The following is a 24,993-nucleotide window of genomic DNA, read 5'->3' on the forward strand; positions in this document are numbered from 1 at the left end:
ATTTTCTGGGTTTCTATAGATTCTGTTACTTGCTGTCTTCCGGCGGTATGTATTCGGTACCAGTGTCACTGTCATGATTTTCACCTTCCTGTGGGCCACCATCAGCTGGAGCCTGTGCCTGTGCCTTCTGATAAACGCTTTGTCCGACTCTCATACTCTCTTTCTGGAGCTGATCAAACAGGAGCTTAATTCTCTGAATATTGTCTTCGCTTAAAGCATCCCTCAGATCTTTCACCAGTCCTTCAAGTTTACCTCTGTCTTCGGACGAAATCTTATCTCCACTTTCGTTGAGAAGCTTCTCCATGCTGTATGCCAACTGATCGGCCTGGTTCTTTAGCTCTACTTCCTGTTTCTTCTGCTTATCCTGCTCTTCGTATTTCTTTGCCTCTTCTACGATTCTCTTAATATCCTCTTCAGACATCTTCTGTCTTCCACTAACCACCATCGACTGCTCTCTATTCGTTCCGAGATCTTTTGCGGAGACATGTACAATTCCATCACTATCGATGTCGAAAGTCACTTCTATTTGAGGCACTCCCCTAGGTGCCGGTGCAATTCCTGTAAGCTTGAAGCTTCCAAGAGACATGTTGTCTCTGGCCATGGTCCTTTCTCCCTGGAACACTGCTACTTCCACTTCGGTCTGACCGTCTGCCGCGGTTGTGAAAACCTTAGACTTTTTCACGGGAACCGTGGAGTTTCTTTCGATTATCGCTCCATTAAACCGCCCATGACCTCGACTCCCAAAGTGAGAGGTGTTACGTCTACGAGCACCAGATCGCTTTCCACGCTGCCAGAGAGAATACCGCTCTGAAGCGCTGCACCAATTGCTACCGCTTCGTCTGGGTTGATGTTCTTGTTAGGATCTTTGCCGAAGATCGACTTGATGAAGCTTTGAACCATTGGAATTCTAGTAGAGCCTCCGACAAGTAGTACTTCATCAACCTCTTTTGGCGAAAGCTTTGCGTCGCTCATTGCTCTTTCTATCTGTTCCCTGGTGCCTTCGACAAGATCTTTTATTAGGGATTCCAACGTGGACCTCGTTATTTTCATTTCGAGGTGCAATGGGCCATCAGCCGTTGCAGTTATGAAAGGCAGGGAAATCTCAGTTTCATACTTTGAAGAAAGCTCAATCTTGGCTCTTTCCGCGGCGTCCTTCAATCTCTGAAAGGCCTGCTTGTCTTTTCTGAGATCGACGTTGTTCTTCTTCCTGAAGTCCTCAGCTATGTAATCTATTAGCCTCTGGTCAAAGTCATCTCCTCCGAGGTGGTTGTTACCTGAAGTTGAAAGAACTTCAACTACTCCATCACCAATATCCAGGACGGAAACATCAAAAGTTCCTCCTCCGAGATCATATACGATAATCTTTTTGTCACCTTTTTTCTTGTCGATTCCGTATGCTACGGCTGCCGCTGTAGGCTCGTTAATTATTCTCTGGACCTCAAGACCAGCAATTATTCCGGCTTCTTTAGTGGCCTGTCTCTGAGCATCATTGAAATATGCAGGACATGTAATAACTGCCTTAGTAATTTTTCCGCCAAGGTAAGCTTCCCCGTCTGCCTTCAACTTCTTCAAAATATAGGCGCTGATTTCTTGAGGAGTGTACTCTTTGTCATCTATCCTTACTTTGAAATCGGAACCCATCTTTCGCTTTATCGATCTTACAGTCCTCTCCGCATTCAGAATCGTCTGTCTCTTTGCAGGCTCACCCACAATGATTTCACCGGTCTTGCTGAACGATACTATAGAAGGCGTTGTACGATTTCCTTCTGCGTTAGGAATTACCTCGACGTTTCCGTCTGGTTTGACCCATGAAATAACGGAATTAGTCGTTCCAAGGTCGATACCTACTGTGTATTCCTTATTTGCCATCTGATTTCCCTCCTTGCATGCAAACTCAACATCTACAACACTATTATAGGCAAGAGAAATCAAGCTGTCAACACCAAAGTTCCATAATGTACATCTATGATAAGACTTATTGCATAAGCACTACAAGATAATAAATAATAGTGACATACTTTTGTATAGCGTTCTTAGCGTAAGACTGATAATAAAAATTGCGTTCTTTTAGAATTACCCCATGCAAGCGTTCGAGAAATCGGATGAAATCAGTTTATTTGGACAAGAATAATGAAGTTGGCATGCAAAGAAACCCGCATAGAAGTATTACCGATTACTCTAAAGCAAGTCCTGAAGAGAATCGATATCGGTTACTTCCACAACTGAAGGTTGCTCTTTAAGAATTGCAGGGTATTTCAAGCCGGAGCCCGTTAGAACTGCAACAACAATAGCCCTCTTGACACCAATCTCTTTTCTCAGCTTTGAAATCGAGGCAAATGCTACCGCGCTGGCAGGTTGTCCAAAGAGACCTCTTTTGGCTAGTTGTCTCTGAGCTGTGAGGATCTCGTCTTCATTAACGGCAACAGTGATTCCCTGATTTTCTTTTAGCATTCTCAGAACAGCATTTCCGCTTGGGGGGAAGGGATTTTCGATTGCGTGTGCAATTGTATGTGCGTGGGCGAATTTCTCTATCTGATTATCGTTGGAAGAAAAGGCTTGGTGTATAGGGCAGCATCCCAAAGCCTGTGCCACGATCATTCGAGGGATGCTATTAGAGAGCCCACATGCCTTGAGTTCGCGAAATCCCTTTTCTATTCCTCTAACATTTCCACCAGAGCTTGTAGGAACGATCACAAAATCGGGAACTCTACCTTCCAGCTGAAGGAATATCTCGAAGGCGATAGTCTTCGATCCTTCCACTCTCATTGGAATGTCGGAATTTGCAAAGTAGATGTTCTTCTTTTTTCCTAGTTCCAGTGATTTGAAATAAAGACGGTCATAATCTCCTTTGACCTTCAGTATTCTAGGACCATAGATGGCGATTGGCGAGATTTTCTCCTCAGGGATTGAATCAGAGATAAGAATTGTAGTCTTCAGTCCCGCTCTCATACTGTAGGCTGCAACTGAGGCGGCCATGTTACCCGTGGAGACTGTGCCGATATGCTTGTAGCCCTTGTTAATGGCGTCGAGAACGGCCAAATAACTTCCGCGGTCCTTGAAAGACCATGTCGGATTTATTGTCTCGTTCTTTATGAACAGTTCTAAACCATCTGTCATAGCATGTTCTATCTTCGTCAGGGGGGTGAGCCCCTCACCCATTGAAAGAGAGTTAAAATCCTTCAGTTCAGGTAAGAGATCCGAAAAGCTTTCGAGAATCCCTGATTTTCTCCAGGAGATGTTTACAGCCGTTTTCTTTTCTATTACTATCTCAAGCGGTTCCCCACACGAACAGCGAAAATGTTCTCCTAAATATTCTTTGCCGCACATAGTGCAAATCATTTTCGTTTCTCTCATCTTCATCCTCTTCTAAATGCTTATTTGACAAACTTCATAATTCATCTTTTCCTTCAATCCAAGGTTGGTGGCAATCGACAAAGAAGGGTAATTTTCTTAATCACAGGGCCAGTCTACTACCAACCTGCTTGAAAGGAATTCATTGACGTATGTTTTCGCCACAGCTAGGCTGAGGCCTTGATTTCTAAAATCCTTGACGGTTTCTAGGCGCACTTCGATTCTATCTCGAAATCTGTATACACTCAAGCACCAGCTAATTATTGTCTTACTCTTGATCAATGCAAAACCTCCACCAAACTTCTCGAATGAATCCAGATCTTTCCAGAAAAAATATAGCCAGACTCTAAGAACGCTACTGTTATCCAGCTGCAGATTTAGTAACTCCCGATTAATTCTGTACGCGGCAAATTCAACTGAATGGCTTCGTTCAGTATTACTTAAAGTTGAAAGAAGCGTCTTTTCACCAGTCTTGGATTTATTGTTTTTAGGATAGCTAGAAGTTTATGCAAAACAGTGGGATAAGAACAGAAATTCACAAAAGAAACGCCTCTCTCTCTTGCTAGCGGGCGAAGAGTCTCGAAAAGAAATCTACTAAGTTGGTTTTCTGAAATCTTTTCACTTTCACCCCCAACTAGAACTGTATCACAATAATTCCAGACCACTATGAGGTTCGGACTTCTTTGATTGTCAACAAAGATCATTCCTCTGGTGTTCTTCTCGATTATTGAAAGACCCATTAGGCTCTGTGAAAGGGTTTCAATTAAAGTCTTGTCGTTACTCATCATCTTGACTTCGCTCTTAAGATACAATTTGATCTCCTTCTTCCGGGGATTTGTAAATTCTACTCCGTTTCTGCTAAGCAAAGCAGCGTGTGTAGTTCTTTGTTTTGCTATTTATAAATGTTAGATTATCTCAGGAGGTGGAAAATTGGAGATCAAAGGATATGTTGAAATCGATGGGGTTACGTACAAACTGATCAGTCGACAGAAGAGTGCTCACAAGAAACTTAGGATAAGAAGCAAGGGCCAGACCGGTGTTCACCTTTTAGAAGAGGAGAACTTTCTGAAAAAGAACTGTGATTATCTAAAGAGTCTCTTAAACGATTCGGAAGTTGCCATTCCAGTTGGAAAAAACGGTGGGGGCCAAGATGAATGAATTTGCAGATCAATATAGAGAAATAGCTTCCACAATGCCCTCCGAGGACGAAAGAATTGCCAGCTACAACGAATTCCTTCTTGACAGGCTTGAAAATATTATGCCGCGGCTTCTTGAGGAAGAGGAGTTTGATGCCTGGATGGTAATAGGAAGAGAGAACAACGAAGATCCTATTATCAGTACGTTGCTTCCCGGTTCGTTTTACGGAGCGAGCAGAATAACGGCCTTCTTGTTCACGAAGAACAACAGATTTGTATTGTCTCCACATGGTAGTCAGTTGAGCGGCTATTATGAATCCGCATGGAAAGTTGAAGACGGAGATATCTTCGATTCTATAGGAAAGCTGTTAAGTGATTTGAAAGTAAAGACACTAGGAGTAGACTATTCGGACAACTTTGCACTCGCCGATGGGATTACGGTTTCACTTTTCCAGTCTCTCAAGAGAAAGCTTTCTGATGAAGTTACTCTGGTGAGTGCCGAAAACATTGCAGTCAACTGGTTGCAGACCAGAAGCGAGAAGGAGATTGAGGTTTACAGGAATCTCGACAGAATAGCTCACGTAATAATCAGAAATGCCTTTTCGAGAGACAACATTACACCGGGAGTCACGAAAACCAGAGATATCGAGCTCCTGCTAAAAAAGCTGGCATACGATATTGGTCTGAAAACATGGTTTGGCCCAGATGTAGATTTCCAGAGAAAGGGCGTGGAGGATGCGAGGTGTACGGGTCTAATTGAGGAAGGTGACCTATTGCATTGCGATTTTGGCTTTATGTACAACGGCCTCGCAACTGATACACAGCAGGTATTCTATCTGAAGAAGGAAGGGTATGACGATTTGAAGCTAGGTCTCGGTGAAGTCATCAGAAGAACAAACGAGGTTCAGAATATTCTGGCACGAAATTTCAAGGAGGGAATTACTGGAAATGAATTGCTTCGAGTTTCTCTTGAAGACGCGAAGGTAAAGGGTCTGGAAGCAGCAATATACTCACATCCAGTTGGTTATCATGGACACGGTGCGGGGCCAGTTATTGGATTATGGAACAACCAAGACAGAATAAGCGGAGCCGGAGATCTGAAGATCAGAAACATGACCTGCTTTGCCATGGAGCTAAATTGCAGGACGCGACTGTCACTGTGGAACGGACAGAATGTCTACGGTTTCTTGGAAGAAACGGTTGCTTTCACCGATAATGAGATAGACTATCTAGATGGAAGGCAGAAAGAGCTTTTTCTAATATAGGAGGTGTTAACCATGAAGAAAACACTAACGGCGTTCTTTTATATTGCACTGATAATTACATTAGGGCTTGCGATTGAATTGAAAGAGTCGGCTAACTCAATGAGTGTAAATGATCTTGCCATACTTGAGATTCAAGAGAATCCTTCCACGGGATATCTTTGGCATATTTTTGCGGAACCGACAGGTGTGTTGAGAAACTTCCTTGAAGAGCACAATGCGCCCAGTATGATGCCGGGCGCCCCTTCTGTCAAAGGGTGGATAATGACAGCGGCAAAGGAAGGAAAGGCTTTGATCACTTTGAAGCTATTCAGGCAGTGGGAAGGAGAGAAACACTCTGTGGACTTCAGGGCATTGACGGTGGATGTTACCGGCCAAGGGAAGGGTCAGGTAGATCTGAAGATTCTCACTAATGAAGTGACGCTTGGTACGATCTTCACGGTCACCCTGGAGGAGAATGCTAGCACTGGGTACACATGGCAGTATGTAGTTCTTGGAGATGGGATCATGGAAAAAAACAAAGAGATCTCAGTCGATAAAAGCGACAAGGTAGGAGCTCCTTCCAAGGTTACCTGGACATTTCAAGCGGTGGATGAAGGGTATTCGACGATCATCTTCAGATACTTCAGATCGTGGGAAGGAAAAGAATCGGCGGTTGATTATAAAGCTTACAATATTTCCGTTAAATAGGATCTGATATCATTGAATGACGCTTAGTTCTGCCGAGGTGAAATACTGTTGAGCATTCCAGGAAGCAAGTTGCAGGTATATCTGACATCGATTCTGATAGTCGTTGTTTCAGCAGTAGTCTTTTCCCTGCACTCTATTCAGCCAGTTAAGTTTTTCGCCATACTTAGCGAAATGGTTGTTATTGGTGTTTCGCTAGTCGCGGCTTACCTACTGGGAAATCGCGAGCTCCACAAAGGGATTCCTCTGGGCCTTATCTTTCTTTCGGTTTCAACATATTTTGATTTGCTTGAAGCGCTTACCGAAACGAGAGTGTATGAATTCGTTTCAGTAGTACTTCTGCTTATTGGTTTACCCATGCTCCTGATAAGTGCTTTCTATCACATCAAGGAGCGAAAGAAGAGAATCTCAGAGTTCGGGGCCGTTGTAAACAATTCACTGGACGGCATTCTGCTTCTGGGTCTGTCAGGAGAAATACTCTATCCGAACAGGGCCGCTTGCAGCTTGCTTGGATATAGTAGCGAAGAACTCATGAGAAAGAGAGTATCTGATTTGCTTTCCGAAGATAGCGAGAAGAGATTCGAGAAGGCGAAGTCCTCCCTTTTTGCTGGAAAGAATGCCTTTCAGATTGAACTGGAACTCATTACCGCGAGACAACTCAAGTTAGTTGCTGAGGTCAATCTAGTGATTGGAAGGGATACGAAAGAAGATCCCGATTCCTTTCTCATGACCTTCAAAGATGTCACTCACCTGCGGAAGATCGAGTCGACTCTCATTGAACAGAACAAGTTCCAGAGACTTCTCAACGAATTAATCACGGAAGTATTGGAAAGCGATTTCGATGAAAAGACCTACAGGTACTTCTTGATGAGATGTGTTGAGGTCTTCCCAAAAGCAGATGCAGCAGCTTTTCTTTTAAAAAAGGAGGATAATCGTTATCATTTCGTGGCCACTCACAACTATGACTTTGAGAAACTGAAGACGGTCTCTTTTTCTTCCGAAGAGCTTATTCAAAAAGGTAGCGATGATGTGGTTATAATAAAGGATTACAGTGTTGATTACAAAATGGATGGTGAGCGACTGGAGAAGATTGTAAAAGGAGGAAGGCTTGAGGAAATAAAGAGCACGCTTTCGATACCAATAAAGATAGATGATGACATCAGAATGTACTTCAATCTGGACAGTTTTACCTCTTCAACGGCTTTTGATGACAAAGAGGTAGTGAACACTGCAATCGGTTTTGGAAAGGCGATTTCAGTTCTTCTTTGGAGGATACAGACAGTAAATGAACTGAGAAGACAGAGAAAGCTGATGGAAAAGCTATCTATGGAGGATCACCTGACCGGTCTTCCGAATCGCAGAGCCTTCTTTGATTGCGCGGAAAGGCAGCTTGAGTTTTCGAAACGAAAGTCTGAGGCAATGGCTCTTCTTTATCTTGATCTAAATGATTTCAAAGGAGTCAACGATACTCTTGGACATGATGTTGGTGATGAGCTTTTAAAAAGTGTTGGCAAGCGCCTTAGTACCGTCTGCCGTAAAAGTGATCTCATTGCAAGGATGGGCGGCGACGAATTTGTGTACGTACTACCTTCAACGGGAAAGAAAGGGTCTAGAGAAGCGGAAACGAGAATCCATCAAGCCTTTGAAGACCCCTTTTCTGTCAAGGGAAGAAGCTTGAAACTGACTGCCAGTGTCGGTATTGCAGTATTTCCCGAGGATGGAAAGACTATTAGAGAATTGCTGATCGTAGCCGACGAAAAGATGTATGAAAACAAGGAGAAGCTCTCAAGAGAGTCAAAGAGGGTGACTATTACCTGATCATTTGATCTAACTGCTTTTCAAACTTACTTAGGTTACAAGAAAATGCATCTAGACACTTTTACCTCACAAGAAACACGCTTTCTTCTGTGCCAAATAATTCACTAATTCATTTCTCACGAAGTACGTATGTAACAACTAATAGAAAGGAGCAAGAGAAGGAGAGCGGAAACCGGAATGGAGAAGATGGAAAACGATTTTGAACTGTTCTGTTCGAGGAGTAAAGACCTGAGCATGGAGATTGCTATCCGGATTGTTTGGTAGACTTTGTGCTTCTTTGTTTCTGACTTAGTCTTCTCGAGCGTATGGATACTTCTCTTGAGAAATTTCTGAATAAAGGTGATTTCACAACTGCTCTTATTGTGAAGCTCTACCAGAGAGTTCAGTGACTCTCGAGATATAAGTATAAGATCGGCGTATAGAACGAGAATATCCTCATCTTTCGGTATGAGTTCGAGAGCTTTTTGCAGGGCATCGGTAGTTACTCTTGGAGTCTTTTGATATGGATAACTGACCGGGAAAACTATGCTACCTGCGAAATCTCTCTCAAAATCAGGGTTTATTATTACTACCGCTCTGTCACATTTCGAGACCTCGAAAGCCTTTTAAAGAATATGCATTACCATAGGTCTTCCCTTCATCTTCATCAGAGGTTTTGGAACTGATGACTTCAGACGTTTCCCCATTCCTGCGGCAAGAATAACTGGAATCATGACCGAAACAGGTCCGTTCATCTCATCGATCTGAAGAATAATAACACTTTCTATCGATCGAAACTGCACTCATGACCAGATATGACTGAACGAGAAAGGAAAAGTATAGAAGAGTAATTCACCGATAATCGCCTTGTGTTTTCGCTGAGCGGACAGGATTAGATTCGATGGGATTTGGCTATTACAATACGGGAGTGTTTATATTGGTGTGTAATCGTTTACGCAAACGTTTACAGGAGGATCTTTAATATCGTTGAAGACAAAGATCAGTATACGTGAAGTAGCAGAAAGGGCCGGGGTTTCGACGGCCACAGTCTCCAGAGTACTTAACAAGAGCCTATATGTAAGGCCCGAGCTCGAAGAAAAAGTCATTAGAGCCTCTCGGGAGCTTGGTTATGTTCCCAATAGGCTTGCCAGAGGCCTCAGAATCGGCAGTAGCGGTATGATAGGTTTCCTTATCCCCGATATAGTGAATCCCTTTTTCTCGGAAATAGTAAAGGGAGCTGAAGATTATCTGCGCGAGAAGGGATACTTCATTTTTCTTGCCAGTTCATCTGGCGATTCTCTGAAAGAGGAGGAGCTTCTTAAGGCTCTGTATTCTCGGAATATTGAGGGAATTGGTGCAATAATCCTCGGAGAGCTTCCTGAGTTTGTTAGGTCGATTTCGTCAAATCTGCCCATTGTGATTATCGACAATTATCAAGATTGGGATGAAGTCTCTTATGTTTTTTCAGACAATTACGATGGGATGAAAAAGATGATGAATTATCTAATTAGAGGGGGTCACAAAAGCTTTGCGTTTCTAAATGGTCCCGCGAACACATTTTCCTCAAGAGAAAGGCTTAGGGCATTTGAAGATGTTATCTCAGAAGAGAATAGGAGTTTCGAGATACATTTCGGAGACTATACCTTTGAAAGCGGTAGAGATATGCTAAGAAAACTCAAGAGAATACCCGATGCTATAGTATGCGGTAACGATATGATAGCATTCGGAGCTATAATGGAGCTGACTGAGATGAAATACGATGTACCTGGAAGAGTATCGGTTACAGGATTCGATGACATACTCTTCTCAAGTATGACCAATCCTAAATTGACTACCGTTCGTCAAGATGGATACGCTATGGGTAGGGTTTCCGGTGAGATACTTCTGAGAAAGATTAGCGGTCAGAAAACAAACCACAAGATTCTTCTGAAGACTTCACTTCAAATCAGGGGGAGCAGCAATGGATGATTTCATTCTCAAGATGGAGGGTATCTCCAAGAGCTTTCCCGGAGTAAAGGCGCTGGATAACGTCAGTTCGATCTAAAGCGAGGAGAGATTCTTGCTCTGATAGGCGAAAACGGCGCTGGCAAGTCGACTCTCATGAAGATATTGAGTGGTGTTTACAGGCAAAATGAGGGGAAGATAATTCTCGAAGGTAATGAAGTTCGTATTGAGGGACCCTCAGATTCTATAGAGCGTGGAATAGCGGTAATCTACCAGGAATTGAATCTTAGTGAAGATCTCACAGTTGCCGAGAACATATATTTGGGAAGAGAGATGAGCTCATGGTGGAATCTTAATCGTAGAGGCCTCAGAAGAAGGGCCGAAAAGCTTCTGAGCTCGCTCAACTTTCCAGTACGGGCAGGCGCGATAGTTAGGAAGCTTAATGTCTCGGAAAGACAGCTTGTCGAGATCGCTAGAGCTATGGCCTCCGATGCAAAGATAATCGTAATGGATGAACCTACTGCAACGATAACCGAGCATGAGACATCGATACTGTTCAAGCTCATGAGGAACTTAAAGAAAAAGGTGTGTCGATAGTTTTTGTTTCTCATAAACTTGAAGAGGTTTTCGAAATAGCCGACAGGGTCACGATATTGAGAGATGGATCATTAATATCTTCCGCTCCTATTGGAGACTACACTGGCGACCGTTTGATAAAGGATATGGTAGGAAGAAGAATCGACGATATGTTCCCGAAAGAGAACTTCGTAACGGAAGAAACCGTCTTCGCGGTTGATGGTCTTTCAGCACCAGGTCACTTCGAAAATGTCTCTTTCGAAGTGAAAAGAGGTGAGATCCTCGGAATAGCGGGTCTTGTGGGCTCTGGCAAGGGCGCGATTGCTCTAGCCATATACGGTGGCATAAAGGCAACTGCGAATAAGGCCGAGCTTTGCGGCAAATCATTCCCATTTCCAATTAGGCCTGACCAAGCATTGTCTAGAGGAGTAATTCTCATACCTGAGGATCGGAAGACACAGGGGTTGGTGACATCTTTGAGTATTACAAAGAACATTGTTCTACCAAATACAGAACTCGTAAGCAAACTGGGCAATATTAGCTGGAGAGCGAGCAGGAAACTTGCCGAAAAGATGATAAATAGACTGGCTATAAAGACACCTTCTTCAGATGAAAGAGTTAACAACCTGTCAGGTGGAAATCAGCAGAAAGTAGTTCTTGCAAAGGGGCTTACAAAATCGCCTGAAATAGTAGTCTTCGTCGAGCCCACCAGGGGAATTGACGTTGGAGCAAAAGTTGAGGTCTACCGGCTAATGAACGAACTGGCAAATCAGGGTAAGGGGATAATCATGATATCTTCTGAGCTGCCAGAAGTAACGAGCATGAGCGATCGAGTACTTGTGATGCACCGTGGTCGCCAGGTAGCCATATTTGAAAGAAAGGATATTAATCAGCAGAACATAATTTCTGCGGCAATGGGGGAACAATGATGAAGAAGACCCTCAGTCTTTTAAGAAGATTTCCAATCGTTGTTGGCTTTGTTGGAATCGTTCTTGTGTTTAGCTTTCTAAGCGATAGATTTTTTACCGTTTCAAATTTCATGAATGTTCTTAGGCAGGTATCTATTAACGGAATAATCGCATTCGGAATGACCTTCGTAATAATCTCTGGAGGCATAGACCTTTCAGTAGGTTCGATATTCGCTTTCTCGGCAGTAGTCGGTGCAAGCGTTATAAAGAGCACTTCTACTTTTCTTGGAATCCTAGCGGCACTCGGAATAGGTGCTCTTATGGGCGCCTTCAACGGCGTAATCATTGCCAAGATGAAGCTTCAGCCTTTCATAGTAACTCTTGCCACTATGGCTATCGCCAGGAGCTTTACGCAGGCATTCACTCAGGGAAGACCGGTAACTGGTTTTCCAGCAAGTTTCAGGGAAATCGGGCGTGGAGAGATCTTCGGAATTCCCGTGCCTGTTTTAATAATGCTCGGAGTGTTTGTTTTCGCCTGGTATCTTCTCTTTAATACGAAGCTGGGTCTCTACACTTACTCAATAGGTGGAAACGAAGAGGCAACGAGACTAAGCGGTGTCAAAGTAGATAGATACAAGATAGTTATTTATACAATAAGCGGTCTTCTTGCCGCGCTGAGCGCACTCATTTTGACTGCTAGACTCAATAGTGCCCAGCCAATATTTGGAGAGGGTTATGAATTGGATGCCATTGCCGCGGTGGTTCTAGGAGGGACAAGCCTCTCCGGTGGAAAGGGATCGATAATAGGAACAATTTTCGGTGTTATGGTCCTTGGAATAATAAACAACGGTATGAATCTTGTTATTATCTCACCATTCTACCAACAGGCAGTAAAAGGAGCCGTAATACTCCTGGCAGTCATGGCGGAAAGAAACAATGATTAGGTATTTGTTTTAGGCCTTCAAGGCCAATTTTTGATAAGGAGGTACTGAAATGAAGAAACTACTTGTAATTACCGTTTTTCTGGTAGCAGCATCGGCGTTCCTTTTCGGAGCAACCTACAGAATTGGACTCTCTCTATCCACTCTCAATAATCCGTTCTTTGTAACGCTTAGGGACGGAGCCCTTCAGGCAGCGGCTGGTCTAGGAGTAGAAGTAATCGTGGCTGATGGCCGAGACAACCCTGCCAAGCAGTTAGGTGATATCGAAGACTTTGTGCAGCAGAAATTGGATCTAATAGTTATTAACCCGACCGACAGCGACGCGATTGTCACTGCTGTGGAGGAAGCTAATAAGGCTGGAATACCTGTGATAACAGTTGACAGAGGAGCCAGTGGCGGAATGGTGATTGCGCATATTGCTTCCGACAATGTTGCAGGCGGTATGATGGCCGGTGAGTACGTCGCAATGCTTCTCGGTGGAAAGGGTAACGTAGTTGAACTTGAAGGAATCGTTGGAACATCGGCTGCGCGAGATCGCGGAGAGGGCTTTGGTGCAGCTATTTCCAAATACCCGGACATCAAGATAGTTGCGAAACAGGTTGCAAACTTCAACAGAGCCGAAGGACTTGTGGTAATGGAGAACATCCTTCAGGCGAATCCCAATATCGATGCTGTTTTTGCTCACAATGACGAGATGGCTCTTGGAGCAATCGAAGCCATAAAAGCAGCCGGTCTTCTAGATAAGATCAAAGTCGTAGGCTTTGATGCCATTGACGATGCTGTTGCAGCGGTAAATGCCGGTGAAATGGCGGCTACTGTTGCCCAGCAACCATTTTTGATGGGTCAGCTGGCTGTCGTCAAAGCGTTCGAGTATCTGACTATCGGTACGATTTACATTCCTGTAGATCTACAGTTAGTAACGTCGAAGTAATAAGACGAGGAGGCCGGGGGGACGGGGATCTCCCTCCGGCTCTTTTAGAGGCTCTTATGATAGCAGTTATAGAAAGCAGCAATGTCGATATGGGAATAAACGTAGATGACTTCGCTTTACCGGGTCAGACTCAGAAGGGATGGAGCTGTCTTACTGTACAGGAGGCAAGGGTGCTAATCAGGCAGTAACATCAAGACTACTTGGTAGAGAGGTCTTCTTCCTTACCTGTCTGGGAAACGATGGAAATGCCCAGATGATGAAAAGAGAACTGGAAGCCATTGATCTTGGTAGTGGAATAAGATATGTCGATTCTCCAAACGGAGCCGCCCTGATAGAGGTTTAAAGATCACGAGAGAACAGGATAATAGTATACCCAGGTGCAAACTCTCATCTGTCTCCGGAGATCATCGCCGATTCAAGAGAAAGGCTGCTAAAAGCCGACATTCTTCTTCTTAAGAACGAAATCCCGTTCGAACAGACTCTCTTTGCAGCGAAACTCTTCAGCGAAGCCTGAAAGACGGTCATTTTTGATCCTGCACCATCAAGTAATATCGACAAGTCAATTCTACGATACGTAAGCATCATAACCCCAAACGAAATGGAAATGGCTGAGCTTGCTGGATACAATCTCGGCATTGAAGACGCTACTGCAAAGCTTCACAAGATGGGATGTGAGGATGTGCTTCTGAGGAGAGGAAATAAAGGGGTTTTCTTCTCTGGAAGATCGAAGAGTTTGGTAGTCCTGGCCTTCAAAGTAAGAGTCATAGATTCAACCGCAGCTGGCGATGTCTTCAGTGGGGCTTTTGCCTGCTCGCTGGACAGAAAACTCGATCTTCACGATTCTCTCAGGTATGCCTGTGCAGCCGCAGCATTATCGGTTACCAGAAGGGGAGCCCAGAAGTCGGTTCCTCGAAATGAAGAGATTGAAAGTCTCCTTGGCGAATGAGATTTCGAGAGTTACTGGGTGCCTTTCAAAAAACTACATTGCTTATGAAACTGATCTAATTTGAGAAACTTCTCCTCCGTGTAACTCTCTGCGAAAGTAGGCTCAGGCTGTTTCCTTATTTTGACTGATACTAATTTAGTGTGGAGATACCTTGTAAGTATTAGAAAGATATGAATCTAAGTTTTATTGCTCGAAGTACTCTTTTGAGAGCTGAATTCATGTCGCGTTCTTATAGAGCTTATGGGTGCACAGTTTCTGTCTACTGTAACAGCAATTATGATTGAAAATCGGTACTCCAATTTGGAGAAGCAACTTTCCATTTTCGTGAAAATTATCGCGAAGGACAACGTAAGAACAGTTTTCTACGTCTCTTTTATTGGGATAGAATGAAAGAAGCGGTGGAGGTGGAAATGAAGACGAAGACAATGAATTTCTTTCATATTTTCTAGGTCATCTCGTCTTTCACAATTCTTATATATCTGGGGCAAGCATAGTTAAGGAAGAGATTATCATCGGCCGTTCTGGCGATGATTTTGAATATATGGCGGGTTTTGGAGTTCCCAAAGATAGACCCTTCAAAGCCTTGTCTTCTGGGGACAGCATCATAGTCTCGATCGCTATAGACGACAGCATTGGAGAGAGCAGACTTCAAACGCCTATGCGGTAATAAAGATCGAACTGGCATCGATAGTGAGGCTACTAACCGATGAGAAATACTCTACTGCATATTCTCGTGGAACTCAGGTCATAGGTGACTTGTGAATAAGGCGCACAAAAAATGGGGTTCTTGGAATTACCTCACGATTGTTGTAGGATTCTTTATCTCTTACTCACGAAGTGCGTGTGCGTAACAACTAATAGAAAGGAGCAAGAGAAGGAGAGCGGATACTGGAATGGAGAAGACGGAAGTCGATTTTGACCTGTTCGAGGAGTAAAGACCTGAGCGTGGAGATTGCTCTATGAATTGTTTCGAAGACTTTATAACCTTTGTTTCCGACTTAGTCTTCTCGAGAATGAATCGGTGAAGGTCATTGAAAATCAGATAGGCAGAATAACCAGGATGATCCAATTCTTGTGGCCATCTTCAGTTGAGACCTACGAGTATATCTACGTCACATGGTTCCATAACTCTTAATATGAACCGATTGGATCTAACGAGTCCGAATTGTACGACGAGCGATACACCGGCAACGACGATTCGGAATTCGACAGATATATTCCAGTGAAGACTAAGCAGTAAGTTTTACAAAGCAGAAGCGGCCATGAAGGCCGCATTTTTTGTCGCTCCTACCAATCTACTCCTAGTAAAAGAAGAGAAAAGAGTTTATTTACGGCACCGGAAATGCTACTATTCTTCTATGTATACACAGCATTGGCGCAGGATATTGCCATTTCTTCTGTCTTCATTGATCTGCCTGCTCATTTCCATTAATCCGCGCCAGACTTCTGTCATTTCCAAATTCTTTTGCTACTTTGAGAGGAGGAGAAACAATGAAGAGAAAGTTACTGCTTTTTGCATCGCTAACGGTCTTTCTGATACTCATGTTGACTGGCTGTCCGAATGGCCCTAAAAGCTTCACGCTTACTATTACGACCTTGCCGGACGCAGGAATTCAGATTATCGTCGATTTGGTAAACAAAGTGACTCCCTTTAGTCAGAAATATCAGGAGGGGACAAATGTCGAGGTTCAAATAACGAGTCCTCAGGAAAGGGATACTTCGGCATTCGTTGGGGGTGACGATACGAAGTACACATTCCAGCAGTGGAATGATGCAAACAACACGAATCCTCGAAACGTTACCGTGAACAGCAACGTTACGTATACCGCTCAAATGGGCGTACAGTACAAAGTCGAAACCTCTTCAAACCCTGCGGGTGCAGTAGTCACGGGCGGTGGTTGGCATAACAAGAATGCATACGCGACACTGACAGCTCTCGTCATGGACGGTTATACCTTCAGTCACTGGCTTGTAAACGGTACAAACTCGGGTTCATCGATCACTATTGGTGTTACAATTAACGAGCCCAAGAATATTGTCGCCGTTTACACTACTGACCCGGTCCCCTGCAATTTAACTGTTACCACCTCTCCAGATCTTGCGCTGGACATTGAAATAGACGGTGTGTCATTCACCTCTCCAAAAGGGATGATTGTCAACAGTGGGACAACGAAGCAAATCGCAGTAATTACTCCTCAGGAGAAAGACATATCCCCGTGGCTTTCGGGAATAGATTCGAGATACATATTTGATCAATGGAATGATGGAAACACCTCGCATACTAGAAACGTGATAGTAAACACAGATATAACATATACCGCAAATATGGACGCAGAATACAGGGTGACAGTCGATTCTTCGCCATCAGAAGTATCGGAAGTGGCAAATTTCTGGACGGCTAGAGGCAATGTGTGGCTGTTCGATTTCAGCGGAGATTTGGGCCCGTACAACTTCAGCTACTGGTATGTAAATGGTCAGAACCTTGGAAGCGCAAGGCCTATTGAGATTGTTGTTGACAAACCCTATCATGTCACGGCTGTCTTTGCCGAGCAAGAAACACAATACACATTAACGGTAACTACATCTCCGGAAACCGGACTAAACATAATCATCGTTGGTATTGCTTATGTCTCCCCAAAAACGGTAGTTCTCAACAGTGGTACTGAAGCAGAAATAGAAGTTGTCTCTCCGCAGGAAAAGGAGAAATCTGGTCAAGTAACGGGAACAGACACTCGTTTCACCTTTGTACGCTGGAGCGATACCAATACTAACAATCCAAGAACAATTACCTTGAACTCAGATATGACCTATACCGCAGAGATGAAAGTAGAGTACAAGGTGACAACGGGAACAAACCCTGCAGGCGGAACAATTGACGGCGCAGGTTGGCATGTAGCTGCAACCGTGAAGAATTTCACTGCTCCAGTAAGAGCCGGTTACACCTTTTCACACTGGGTTATTAACGGAGCAAACATGGGAGATGCAAACCCTATAGCTGTTAATGTCAACTCTCCCAAGAATGTGATTGCATACTACAATGCTGAGACTACGACCAAGAATATCTTTGGAACCGTTACTCCATACACGGGAAACATAAAGACTGCGGACCTAAATAAGATAGAGATACTCTCCAATACTGAGATAAGAACCACGTATGACAGACCTGAATTCATAGAAAACGAATATCTTCTAAAGGTGGAATCATTCAAAGAGGTGGAGTCTTCATTCAGTAGTGCCTCTATCGCGTCGATCGATGTAATAGAAAGAATAGAGAATTATTATGGTGAATTGAAGTACCTGCACGTTAGAACAACAGCAAGCGATGAGGAATTGAAAAGACTCCCGGGAGTTGTTCAGGTGTCGAAGAACAGCCTATTCTACGCACTTAGTACCACCCCGAACGATCCCTCATACCCCGTTCAGTGGAACTACCCTGTCATAAATTTACCTCAAGCTTGGGATTACACGGTTGGATCTAGAAGCGTTGTAGTAGCGGTAATTGACTCGGGATTCAGCACTAGCCATCCCGATCTCTCCGGAATCTTTGAATCTGGGTATAACTTCATAGACAGCAATACAGATGTCTCAGAACCTCTCGAATCCGAGGACAGCCACGGAACTCACGTTGTTGGAACGATCGCCGCGCTCACGAATAACGCACTGGGTGTCTCCGGCGTTACCTGGGGAGGACTGGGAATCACACTAATACCCATCAGAGGAATAAAGGACGCTGCCGCACTTATGAACAGCCTAATCTATGCAGTCGATCATGGAGCGAAGATAATTAACATGAGTCTAGGAGGAGCGGTAGACAGTCCTGCCGTTCACGACGCTGTGAAATACGCGGCCAGAAATGGAGTAGTGATGGTCGCAGCATCCGGCAACAATGGAGACGGTAATATTCTTTATCCTGCTCGCTATCCAGAGACTATTGCCGTTGGAGCGATATGGGAAGACGAAGGTACAATCAAGATATCTCCTTACTCATGTTATGGGTCTGAGCTTGATGTTGTGGCACCCGGAGGGTATATGAGATCAGGCACCGATCCAAACGGAATATACAGCACCGGATGGACTCCCTCGGGCAACACCTACATGTACATGCAGGGAACATCGATGGCTACGCCACATGTCACAGGCCTTGTGGCTCTTCTAATGGGAGCTGGATTGACTGATCCGGATGACATTAGAAATGTACTGCACAACACCGCCATAGATCTTGGATCTCCTGGAAGAGATGACGATTACGGGTGGGGACTTGTAGATGCCGAAGCTGCGCTTGATTCGATTGCCTCGCCACAGGAGTTCAAAGTCTTCTTGAGAAATCCGTCAACTGGCACCAATATTGCCAGCACTAACCTATCTGACTCAGGTGCCTACCATTTCAGTGACGTAAGCAGTACTCAGGTCAAGATCTTCGCCTGGAGGGATATGGACGAAAGCGGAACGATTGACACTGGAGATCTTCTCGGGTATTTCAACTATTCAGGAGGCACTCCGGATCTTGACAATGCCCAGACAGTGACCCTTTCCGGTGGCGACAACTGGGTTGATTTTGAGTTTGCTCCGATAGTTGGAGATTGATAAGCCGTTTCTGAAAGAAGTTAGTATTTCTTTGGCTGACGTTCTTCAACGCAAGGTAGGTTTGTAATGAACGAGAAAAGGAACGCAATCGCGTTCCTTTTCTTTTGCAAATATTCCAGTACACGACGAGGATTTCTATACGAAGATTACTGCTTATTCAAAGCATCGAGCAGCTCATCCAGAGTTTGTATACCTTCATCTGAGATTTCAATTAGAACTCCTTCGTAGATGAACCTTATTCTATCACCGAGTGCAAAGACTTTCGCCACCCAGTCGCTTCTGTTGGCAAGCTCGAAGTATGCTTCACTGTATGCAGCCAAACCTAACGATTCAAGAGTGTTTACCTCTTCATCGTCCTGGATCCACACCCCTTCTTCAAGAGTGAAGCCTATTCCATCAACGAATGTGTAATCAGAAGAGCCACCTTCAACGAACTGGTCCTGCTCCATCTCCGCAACGGATTTCGCTGCCATGACCGAATCTGCAGGAGGTGCAGCGCCCAGGCCTCCTCTGTCTCCTGCCGTGTATGTTTGAACTCTTTCAGGTGCGATCAGGTACGAAGTAAACTCGTTTATGATGTTGAACTTTTTTGAGAGAGCGATAATTTCAAGCTTCAACTCATCTTTCTCTGCTTCAGTGAGGGAAGGATCATATCGGTAAAGATTTGCAAGATGAGCAATTCTCTTCTGAGCCCAGATTCTCTCGATAAATGGGCTGTCAGATCTCTTGGAAGTTTTGAAGAGATACTCATATCTGTACTTTTCACCGCCTCTGGTACCTTCAACTGTCACTCTCATATCTCCCTCATCAAAGTAGATTCCCGATATCCTCAAAGCTTGCCCTGAAAAGAGAGAGTATGGACCTTCAGGAAGAGTCTTCCTTACATCGAGGTTTTCTATGGAAACAGTCACGTTTTCCAGAGCAGGTGTCTCTATGGATCTGTAAAGATCGGTGACTTTTGCTTCAATGCTTTCTCCTTCAACAATATAACTTACTCTTCCGGCATTTTCCTGGACAAGTCGGTCCAGCAGTTCGGCAACAACCCCGGTGCCTACTCCAAAAGAGAAGAGATGAACATTTCTGGCTCTTGCCTCGGGAGTTGCATCGCTAATGATCCTTCCAATATCGGTTATTCCTTCTGTCGGCTCTCCGTCAGTCAGGAAGAGAAGTGCCTTGAATCTACCAGTATCATATTTGCTGAACATATCTATGCTTGTTTGAAGTGCGTCGTAGATATTTGTCATTCCATCTGCCTGAATCCTTCTGACCTTTTCTATCCACTCAGCCTTTTCTGAAGCATCGAGAAGACTTCCAGTAAGGTTGTGCACTCTTCCATCGAAGGTAACAAGTGCAAAGCGGTCCCCCGGTCTTAGCATCTGAAGTACTTGTTCTAAAGCGCGCTTAGCCTGTTCAATCTTCTCTCCGTACATCGAACCGGAAATATCGAGAACGAAGACGACATCTTTGGGGATAACGATTTCCTCCTTAATTCTAGGGATAAGTGTTAAGAGAAAATATCCTTCATTTGTTGATTCATCCCAATGGGTTGCCAGAGAGGAAGGTATCTCATCTTCGGATGAAGTGAGAACCAGAGCGACGTCTGAATTGGGAATCAGATCATTTCCTATGAAGACGTACTCCCTGCCGCTGACTCCTGTTGTTTCCACGAATGGATGGGTCGGCGAATAAACCTCGGCGATCTGAAGAGGAACCGAAATTCTAACACTCACTGAGCCTATGGGAGCCGAAAGAAAACTGTCGATCTTCAGAGGATAAATCATCGAGTATGAATTGGAAGATATTTCCAGTGGCTGGCTGTATTCAATAAAGAATTGCCTTCTTTCGCTCGGTTCAAAGGGATAGATACTCATCCTGATAAGCTGAGTCCCAACGTACTCCAGCAATGCCGGGTCCTTCATTTTCGCCACTATCTCTTGGTATATCTCCCTCGCTTCATCTGCTGGAAGTACTTCACCCTTCAGAATCTGATCTCCGATCTTCATTGTGAAATCACTTATTACAGCTGAAGAGGGAATTGGGAACAGATAAACAGCTTCCAGCAATCTGGTTGATGTGTTCTCAAATTCCTCCTCAATTATTACCGTCGCAATTCCATCTTCGACTGTTATATGAACGTTGTGGGTATTCATCACGAATCCCCCTGAATCCTGTTCCAAAGGAAACTGCGGGATTACTACACCGTTTGAAAACGCTGAAGTGACTGCCAGAACAAAAAGCAAAATCATTCCAAGTCTCTTCATTACATCGCCCCCTCTTTTGTCTAGTACTTATGACATCTCAAAGAGCCTGAAGGTTTATGCAGTCGATTTTTTAGAAGAGATACGGGGAGGAGAAAAACTCCCTTTCTAATTACTCTGGATAGTTAGTAAGGCTTTGTAGTCGAAAAACCCGGAGACCTTGGTCTCCGGGCGTCTAGATTCGTGAAGTGAAAACTTAGAATATTGAATCAGGTTCGTAGTAAAGCTCGGCGTTTTCAGCAGTAATCAGCTCTGCAGCGAGGATTATTTTTGATGGGATCTGCTGCTGATAGAACCCCTCTAAAGGCTGGCCTCTCATTGCGAATACCGCCATAGAAATTCCTGTCGCTATCATTGATGGGGGGTATGTAACGTCTGCCTTCACTAGAGGATCATTGTCGATGATCTTCTTTATCATTTGTTTCGATCCGGCGCCGCCGAGAAATAGCTTGATGTCATTTCTTCCAGATTCCTTGTATGCCTGAAGGACTCCAACAAGAACATCATCGTCCTGTGCCCAAACAGCGTCGATTTTCGGATACTTTTGAAGGTAGTTCTCCATGATCTCTAATCCACGTGCAGTATCCCAGTAAGCTGGCTGTGAATCCAGAATTCTTATGTCCGGATACTTCGCCATTACTTCGTTGAATGCGTCTACTCTTTCGCTATTAATAACGCAAGGGATGCCTTCCAGAACAACTATGTCGCCTTTGTAATTGAGAGCCTCAGCCAGCCACTCGCCAGATACTCTTCCAAGGCCCGGGTTGTCACCGGCTACGTAGACATTCTCAACGGGTTTCGTCAAACCTCTGTCGACTGACACGATAAAAACACCACTGTTATAGGCCTTCTCGACAACAGGTGTGAGTGGTTCCGAATCGTGAGCAAGAATAACCAGAGCGTCGATGCCCTTTACCATGAGGTCTTCAACGTCTCCAACCTGTTTTGCAGGTGAGTCGGCCGTCACCAGGAAGAACTCAATGTCGGGATCCTTCTCACTCCAGTCCTTTATGGCTCTTTGTGCCCACCATACGATTCCACCTGTCCAACCATGGTCCGCACTTGGAATGGCAACACCAATCTTGATCTTCTCGGCAGCCATCGCAAAAGCCGAGAGAATGAACACTACGAGGATTGTAAGAACAAATGCCTTTTTCACAAGAAACACCTCCTGTTTCCTTTGACCCCCTTGGGGTTATTGAGATCTCTTTCTCTGTATTAGTACCGCACCGATAATTACCACACCTTTGACTGTACCCTGAAGATATGGCGATACCCCCAGCATATTAAGCATATTGTTTATTATGCCGAGTGTGATGGCACCGATAACAGTTCCGAATATCGAACCCGCTCCACCTGTCATTGGCGTTCCACCGATGATGACTGCGGCTATGGCATCAAGTTCATAGTTCAAGCCGCCATTCGTGGAACTCATTGAATTCAATCTCGCAGAGAGAAAGACGGCGGAGAATCCAACGGTAATACCTACTGCAACGTATGAAATGAACCTTGTGAGGTTCACTTTGATGGCAGAATACTTGGCAACTTTTGGATTGGAGCCGACGGCGCAAAGGTATCTTCCATAACGAGTCTTATTGAGGATAATGGCAAAAATCACCGCAAGACTTATGAATACAACTACAGGATTTGGAATGCCCAGGACATTACCCATTCCCAGATCGGGAAAGAGATTGCTTTCAGATCTAAAAACGCCGGCGCTTCCTATATACAGCGCCATTGATCTGAAAATGGCCATAGTACCGAGTGTTGCAATGAAGGGAGCGATCTTTCCAATTGTTACCATCAGTCCGTTCAACGCGCCCAATCCTGCACCAAAAAGCAAACCAATTATCAGCGCGAACAGTATAGCCCATGCTTCTCCACCCTCGCCAAATACGGTCAGAAGCCAGTTGAGCGCAAGAATCACAACTCCACCAACAAGAGCGACCATAGATCCAACCGAAAGGTCGATCCCTCCCGAAATAATCACAAAAGTCATTCCTAGAGCTATGATCCCTGTATAGGAAACCTGTCTCAGGATATTCAAAAGGTTTTGAGTCTGAAGAAAGTACGGGCTGGCAATAGCGGATATTACAAAAAGTATCGCAAGGGCTATTAACGGGCCGAATCTTTCATATTCGAAGCGTCTCTTTACATTTTCACCTGCCATTCAAGCAACCCCCTTGAGTCCCGTGGCATGAAGCATGATCTCTTCCTCGTTGATATGTTCACCTTCAAGGATTCCCGTAATTCTTCCCTCTTTCATCACGACGACTCTGTTGCACATTCCTATTATCTCTTCAAGTTCGGAGGAAATGAGAATACAGGACACACCCTCATTTACCAGTTCGTTCATGAATCTGTATATTTCTCTCTTAGCGTTCACATCTATTCCTCTGGTGGGTTCGTCGAAAATGAAAATCTCGGGCTCCGGGTCAAGGGATTTTGCGAGGGAGACTTTCTGCTGGTTTCCACCACTGAAAAACTCCAGTCTTGTCTTGAGAGATGCTGCTCTGATATTGAATTTGTCGACATACTTCTTCGTCTTTTCCCGCTCTTTCTTACTGTTAATGAGTATTTTAGAATAAGCCGGAAGCGAAATAAGCGTTGTATTCTTTATCAAATCAAAGGATGTTAATATTCCACTCCCCTGACGATCTTCCGAAAGGTAAGCAATCTTGTTCTTCACAGCATCGTTGGGTGACTTGATTTCCACCGGTTTGCCTTTGATACTGATCTTGCCTGAATCTCTCTTTCTGATACCAATTATAGCTTCGGCTAGTTCAGTTCTTCCCGCACCCACTAGACCGGCAAAGCCAAGAATTTCCCCTTCACGAAGTCCGAAGGAAATGTTTTCTAGAAGACCATTAATTGTCAGGTTCTCGACTTCGAATACAACTTCGTCAGATGGTGAAACTTTATCTGGAAAGATCTGGCTCAGCTCGCGTCCTACCATTCTCTTTGCCATTTCTTCTTCATCAACCTCACCAGTCTGACTTACACTGATCGTTTGGCCGTCTCTTAGAACCATCACTCTATCACAGATTTTTCTGACTTCTTTCAGTTTGTGAGAGATGTAGATGATGGTAACCCCTCTTTCCTTTAGACTGCTCATGAGGTCAAAGAGGATTTCAATTTCATTGAGAGTAAGAACAGTCGTCGGTTCGTCCATTATCAGGAGTTTTGAATCGTAAGCTATGGCCTTCGCAATTTCAACCATTTGCTTTTGGGCCACGCTCAACCTCTCAATCTTCTCTTCGGGATCGATTGATTTCTTCAACTCCTCCAGAAGAGAAATGGTTCGCCTCTTCATCTCTCTTGTGTTGAGGAACCCCTTGCGTGTAATCTCACTTCCTAGGAAGATGTTCTCATAGACACTGAGCTCATTGATCAAGTTGAATTCCTGAGGGATAATAGAGATTCCTATCATTTTCGCGTGCAAAGGGTCCTTGATTTCCACTTCCTTGCCTTCGAAAAAGATCTTTCCTTCGGTAGGTGTGTAGATTCCGCTTAGGATCTTAACGAGAGTCGACTTTCCGGCTCCATTTTCACCTATGATCCCGAAAATCTCGCCCCTCTCTATTCCTATGTCTATGTTATCGAGAACCCTAACCCCTGAGAATTCCTTTGAAATCCCTTTGGTCTCTATCAGGACCTCACCCATTAGTTCAC

At 44.3% G+C, this 24,993-nt stretch carries 20 protein-coding genes and 1 pseudogene; 12 read left to right on the forward strand and 9 right to left on the reverse strand.

What is annotated here, in order from left to right; genetic code table 11:
• Positions 1-25: 25 nt before the first annotated feature.
• The 4 genes and pseudogenes from dnaK to BG32_RS02320 all read right to left on the reverse strand — a co-directional run bounded on the left by dnaK (position 26) and on the right by BG32_RS02320 (position 4,163).
• Positions 26-1,869, reverse strand: a pseudogene (gene dnaK, locus BG32_RS17030) (molecular chaperone DnaK).
• Between the two features lie 309 nt (positions 1,870-2,178).
• Positions 2,179-3,354: a threonine synthase gene (locus BG32_RS02310; protein WP_014731485.1), complete on the reverse strand. Its 1,176-nt coding sequence runs from the start codon at positions 3,352-3,354 to the stop codon at positions 2,179-2,181.
• Positions 3,355-3,450: 96 nt separating this feature from the next.
• On the reverse strand, positions 3,451-3,747 hold the full coding sequence (locus tag BG32_RS15475; RefSeq protein WP_257211850.1) for a GNAT family N-acetyltransferase: 297 nt from the start codon (positions 3,745-3,747) through the stop codon (positions 3,451-3,453).
• Between the two features lie 44 nt (positions 3,748-3,791).
• A complete protein-coding gene (locus BG32_RS02320) occupies positions 3,792-4,163 on the reverse strand; it encodes a hypothetical protein (protein ID WP_099771242.1) in 372 nt (123 codons plus the stop codon).
• Between the two features lie 118 nt (positions 4,164-4,281).
• Here BG32_RS02320 and BG32_RS02325 point away from each other — a divergent pair, with 118 nt between their 5' ends.
• The 10 genes from BG32_RS02325 to BG32_RS15730 all read left to right on the forward strand — a co-directional run bounded on the left by BG32_RS02325 (position 4,282) and on the right by BG32_RS15730 (position 13,876).
• Entirely contained in the window at positions 4,282-4,509 is a 228-nt protein-coding gene (locus tag BG32_RS02325) for a hypothetical protein (protein WP_014731487.1), read from the forward strand.
• Positions 4,502-5,752 carry a M24 family metallopeptidase gene (locus BG32_RS02330; RefSeq protein WP_099771243.1) on the forward strand — a complete coding sequence of 417 codons (1,251 nt, stop codon included), beginning with the start codon at positions 4,502-4,504 and terminating at the stop codon, positions 5,750-5,752. Before BG32_RS02325 ends, BG32_RS02330 begins: the two co-directional genes overlap by 8 nt.
• Before the next feature lie 12 nt (positions 5,753-5,764).
• Entirely contained in the window at positions 5,765-6,439 is a 675-nt protein-coding gene (locus tag BG32_RS02335; RefSeq protein ID WP_099771244.1) for a protease inhibitor I42 family protein, read from the forward strand.
• A gap of 48 nt (positions 6,440-6,487) precedes the next feature.
• Positions 6,488-8,254, forward strand: a complete 1,767-nt coding sequence (locus BG32_RS02340) for a diguanylate cyclase domain-containing protein (RefSeq protein WP_099771245.1) — start codon at positions 6,488-6,490, stop codon at positions 8,252-8,254.
• Between the two features lie 966 nt (positions 8,255-9,220).
• Complete coding sequence (locus tag BG32_RS02350) at positions 9,221-10,201, forward strand: LacI family DNA-binding transcriptional regulator (protein ID WP_014731491.1); 981 nt, start codon at positions 9,221-9,223, stop codon at positions 10,199-10,201.
• A 99-nt stretch (positions 10,202-10,300) separates the two neighbouring features.
• On the forward strand, positions 10,301-10,774 hold the full coding sequence (locus BG32_RS16060; protein WP_259459464.1) for an ATP-binding cassette domain-containing protein: 474 nt from the start codon (positions 10,301-10,303) through the stop codon (positions 10,772-10,774).
• Positions 10,765-11,682, forward strand: a complete 918-nt coding sequence (locus BG32_RS16065; RefSeq protein ID WP_259459448.1) for a sugar ABC transporter ATP-binding protein — start codon at positions 10,765-10,767, stop codon at positions 11,680-11,682. Before BG32_RS16060 ends, BG32_RS16065 begins: the two co-directional genes overlap by 10 nt.
• Complete coding sequence (locus BG32_RS02360; protein WP_014731493.1) at positions 11,682-12,605, forward strand: ABC transporter permease; 924 nt, start codon at positions 11,682-11,684, stop codon at positions 12,603-12,605. The genes BG32_RS16065 and BG32_RS02360 overlap by 1 nt, the downstream gene beginning before the upstream one ends.
• A 49-nt stretch (positions 12,606-12,654) precedes the next feature.
• On the forward strand, positions 12,655-13,533 hold the full coding sequence (locus tag BG32_RS02365; RefSeq protein WP_014731494.1) for a D-ribose ABC transporter substrate-binding protein: 879 nt from the start codon (positions 12,655-12,657) through the stop codon (positions 13,531-13,533).
• Between the two features lie 139 nt (positions 13,534-13,672).
• A complete protein-coding gene (locus tag BG32_RS15730) occupies positions 13,673-13,876 on the forward strand; it encodes a PfkB family carbohydrate kinase (protein ID WP_218962677.1) in 204 nt (67 codons plus the stop codon).
• Positions 13,877-13,920: 44 nt separating this feature from the next.
• On the opposite strand, the gene BG32_RS15735 is transcribed toward BG32_RS15730, so the two are convergent.
• Positions 13,921-14,058: a hypothetical protein gene (locus tag BG32_RS15735; RefSeq protein ID WP_218962678.1), complete on the reverse strand. Its 138-nt coding sequence runs from the start codon at positions 14,056-14,058 to the stop codon at positions 13,921-13,923.
• A 37-nt stretch (positions 14,059-14,095) separates the two neighbouring features.
• Between BG32_RS15735 and BG32_RS15740 the strand changes: the two genes are divergently transcribed.
• Positions 14,096-14,479 carry a PfkB family carbohydrate kinase gene (locus tag BG32_RS15740; RefSeq protein ID WP_306556628.1) on the forward strand — a complete coding sequence of 128 codons (384 nt, stop codon included), beginning with the start codon at positions 14,096-14,098 and terminating at the stop codon, positions 14,477-14,479.
• Positions 14,480-15,970: 1,491 nt separating this feature from the next.
• A complete protein-coding gene (locus BG32_RS02380; RefSeq protein ID WP_099771246.1) occupies positions 15,971-19,063 on the forward strand; it encodes a S8 family peptidase in 3,093 nt (1,030 codons plus the stop codon).
• A gap of 146 nt (positions 19,064-19,209) precedes the next feature.
• Here BG32_RS02380 and BG32_RS02385 read toward each other — a convergent pair whose 3' ends face one another.
• The 4 genes from BG32_RS02385 to BG32_RS02400 all read right to left on the reverse strand — a co-directional run bounded on the left by BG32_RS02385 (position 19,210) and on the right by BG32_RS02400 (position 24,985).
• Complete coding sequence (locus BG32_RS02385) at positions 19,210-21,324, reverse strand: VIT domain-containing protein (protein WP_099771247.1); 2,115 nt, start codon at positions 21,322-21,324, stop codon at positions 19,210-19,212.
• A gap of 193 nt (positions 21,325-21,517) precedes the next feature.
• A complete protein-coding gene (locus tag BG32_RS02390; protein WP_099771248.1) occupies positions 21,518-22,480 on the reverse strand; it encodes an ABC transporter substrate-binding protein in 963 nt (320 codons plus the stop codon).
• 36 nt (positions 22,481-22,516) lie between these two features.
• Positions 22,517-23,491: an ABC transporter permease gene (locus tag BG32_RS02395; protein ID WP_014731499.1), complete on the reverse strand. Its 975-nt coding sequence runs from the start codon at positions 23,489-23,491 to the stop codon at positions 22,517-22,519.
• The gene (locus BG32_RS02400) at positions 23,492-24,985 is read right to left on the reverse strand and encodes a sugar ABC transporter ATP-binding protein (protein WP_099771249.1); all 1,494 of its coding nucleotides are present in this window, start codon (positions 24,983-24,985) and stop codon (positions 23,492-23,494) included. It abuts the gene before it with no gap.
• Between the last annotated feature and the right edge of the window lie 8 nt (positions 24,986-24,993).

The sequence above is a fragment of the Mesotoga sp. HF07.pep.5.2.highcov genome, from assembly GCF_003666285.1.
Classification (GTDB): Bacteria; Thermotogota; Thermotogae; order Petrotogales; family Kosmotogaceae; genus Mesotoga; species Mesotoga prima.

Bases quoted from the DNA above. Each gene is read 5' to 3' on its own strand.
- BG32_RS02310 (WP_014731485.1), bottom strand. From the start codon at position 3,354: ATGAGAGAAACGAAAATGATTTGCACTATGTGCGGCAAAGAATATTTA.
- BG32_RS02330 (WP_099771243.1), top strand. From the start codon at position 4,502: ATGAATGAATTTGCAGATCAATATAGAGAAATAGCTTCCACAATGCCC.
- BG32_RS02335 (WP_099771244.1), top strand. From the start codon at position 5,765: ATGAAGAAAACACTAACGGCGTTCTTTTATATTGCACTGATAATTACA.
- BG32_RS02360 (WP_014731493.1), top strand. From the start codon at position 11,682: ATGAAGAAGACCCTCAGTCTTTTAAGAAGATTTCCAATCGTTGTTGGC.
- BG32_RS02365 (WP_014731494.1), top strand. From the start codon at position 12,655: ATGAAGAAACTACTTGTAATTACCGTTTTTCTGGTAGCAGCATCGGCG.
- BG32_RS15730 (WP_218962677.1), top strand. From the start codon at position 13,673: ATGGAGCTGTCTTACTGTACAGGAGGCAAGGGTGCTAATCAGGCAGTA.
- BG32_RS15735 (WP_218962678.1), bottom strand. From the start codon at position 14,058: ATGACCGTCTTTCAGGCTTCGCTGAAGAGTTTCGCTGCAAAGAGAGTC.
- BG32_RS02380 (WP_099771246.1), top strand. From the start codon at position 15,971: ATGAAGAGAAAGTTACTGCTTTTTGCATCGCTAACGGTCTTTCTGATA.
- BG32_RS02385 (WP_099771247.1), bottom strand. From the start codon at position 21,324: ATGAAGAGACTTGGAATGATTTTGCTTTTTGTTCTGGCAGTCACTTCA.
- BG32_RS02395 (WP_014731499.1), bottom strand. From the start codon at position 23,491: ATGGCAGGTGAAAATGTAAAGAGACGCTTCGAATATGAAAGATTCGGC.
- BG32_RS02400 (WP_099771249.1), bottom strand. From the start codon at position 24,985: ATGGGTGAGGTCCTGATAGAGACCAAAGGGATTTCAAAGGAATTCTCA.